This is a genomic window from Cellulosimicrobium cellulans (assembly GCF_001722485.1).
Classification (GTDB): domain Bacteria; phylum Actinomycetota; class Actinomycetes; order Actinomycetales; family Cellulomonadaceae; genus Cellulosimicrobium; species Cellulosimicrobium cellulans_A.
On sequence record NZ_LWGL01000286.1, the window covers coordinates 1 to 2,142 of the forward strand.

General features: G+C 75.7%; 2 protein-coding genes. Both read right to left on the bottom strand.

The genetic code is table 11. The features are described from left to right. Positions 1–605, bottom strand: a 605-nt coding sequence (locus JZ5iCDA_RS17040) for a hypothetical protein (protein ID WP_139123212.1), incomplete at its 3' end; no start/stop codon positions are given. 100 nt (positions 606–705) lie between these two features. Further along, a partial coding sequence (locus JZ5iCDA_RS17045; RefSeq protein ID WP_069388193.1) for a DUF4012 domain-containing protein occupies positions 706–2,142 on the bottom strand: 1,437 nt, incomplete at its 5' end.

A 2,142-nucleotide genomic window follows, 5' to 3' on the forward strand; every position in this document is an offset into this window, starting at 1 on the left:
CAGGCGCGGCCGCTGGCCGCGCGCCGCCGGCGGCTCACGACGAGCGCGGTGGCGCCGCCCGCGACGAGGAGCGTCGCGCCGGAGACGAGGAGCACCTCGTTCGCCCCCGTCTCGGCGAGGCCGCCCGCGCCGCCCGAGGAGCCCGTGGTCCCGGCGGTACCGCCCGCGGCAGCCGCCGCCCCGTCACCGTCGCCGTCCCCGTCACCGTCGCCGTCCCCGGCGCCGCCGGCCGCGTCGGCCGGGACCACGACCTGCTGCGTCGACAGGACGGTCCCGTCGGCGTCGGTCGCCTGGATCGCGTAGGTCGCCGGCTCGGAGAGCGTCACCGTGAACGAGGCGAAGCCGTCGGACGTGGGCTTGGTCAGCGCCTTCGTGCCGGCGATCGTGATGGCGCCGTCGGGTGCGTCGGGCGAGGTGATGGTGAGCGTGATCGTCGGGTTGCCCTCCGGGCCGCCCACGGTGACGACGAAGGACTCGCCGGGCGCGGGCGTCGTCGAGGAGATGCCGACCTCGTACTCGTCCGCCTCGTAGGCGGACGCGGCCGCGGGTGCCGCCACCAGCGCGGCGCCGAGGAGGAGCGTGGTCGTTGCGCGTCGAACGTTCATGTCGAAGGCCCCCTGCCTTGGTGTACGGAGCAGGGCCGCGTCGTGCGTCCGTCGCCCCTGGAGGGGCCGGGCGGACGGTCCAGCGCCCCGCCGTGCACGACTAGGACAGCACAGCGGTCGTGCAGGCGACACCCGGGAGGACGTCCGACGACGCCGTCGCACCAGGTGTTTTCCTCACCGAAACAGTTCCGCGCTGGTTCTTGCCCGTCACGACGTCGTAGCGGTATGTCGCCGCCTCTCCCGGGGCGAGCGCGACCGTGCGCGCGCCGACGACGAGGCCGTCGTGGACCTGCGAGAACAGCCCCAGATCGCCCTCCGGGCCGTCCGACCCGAGGATCCCGCCGTTGCGGGGCGCGTAGACGAGGAGGTTCGTGCGGATGGTGCCGTCCCCGTCCCGCGCGCCCGTGACGTACCCGGGCAGCGCACCGGCCTCCTCGGGCGTGAGCGTCGAGGTCAGCGTGACCGCCGCGGTGAACCGCTGCGACCCGTCGGGCCGGCACGTCACGTCCTCGACCCGCACGTCCGTGGTCAGGTAGTAGCCGGTCTTCGCCGCCGACGACGCGTTGAGGTACACGCCGAGGACGGGGGACACGACGTCGCCCTCCTCCGTCGTGAGCACGCCGTCCAGCTCCCCGGAGAGCACCGTCCCCGCGAGGCGCTCCTGCTCGCCGTCGTCGGCGGACCACACGAGCAGGCGTCCCTCGCCCGCGGCCTCCGCGAGCGCACCCACGAGGCGCGCCGGCTCCGCGTCGGTCGACGTGGTCAAGGCCTCGAGCACGGCGTGGGCGGCGGCGGCCAGGACGGCGTCCTGGGTCGCCGGCTCCTCGTAGCGGCGGTACACGCCGTTGAGGAGGAACCCGGCCGCGTCGTCGCCGGTGAGCACGACCTCGGCGCCGGCAGGGTCGGTGAACGCGACGGGACCGGTCGCGGCGAGCACCTCCTGCAGCGCGACCGGGTCGACGGCGAGGACGCCGTCGACCTCGACCCCGGTGCGCACGGCCCAGATCTGCCGGGCGACGCCGGCGGCGCGGGGGAAGTCCGGGGTGGACGTGACGTTGAGCATGTACCGGCCGAGGTCGTCGCCGAAGAGGGCCTCTTCCGAGCGGGTCAGCGGGACGGCGCTCGTGTCTCCGCCGAGCGCGTTGCCCGGGCGGACCTCGACGAGCTCGATGCGCCCCTCCTCGAGGCGCACGTGCAGCACGGACCCGGCGATGCCTCCGGCGGCCCGGGGCTCCGCGTTGTTCTGCACGAGCACGAGGTAGTCGCGCGGGCCGTCCGCCCCGAGCATCGGCGGGAGCAGGTCGACCGCTCGGGCTGCCGTCGCGGTCGACGACCGGATCCCGGCGAGCCGGTCCTCGAGGTCGGTCACGACCCGGGCCAGCGGCGCGACGAGCGCGCTCGTGTCGATCCCCGCGACGGTCGCGGCCGCGGCGCCCACCGACGCGTCGGCGGCGAGCACGTCGGCGCGCGCGTCCTGGAGCGGGGCGAGGTCGACCGCACCCTCGCGCGGGACGAGCCGGTCGAGCGCGGCGACGTC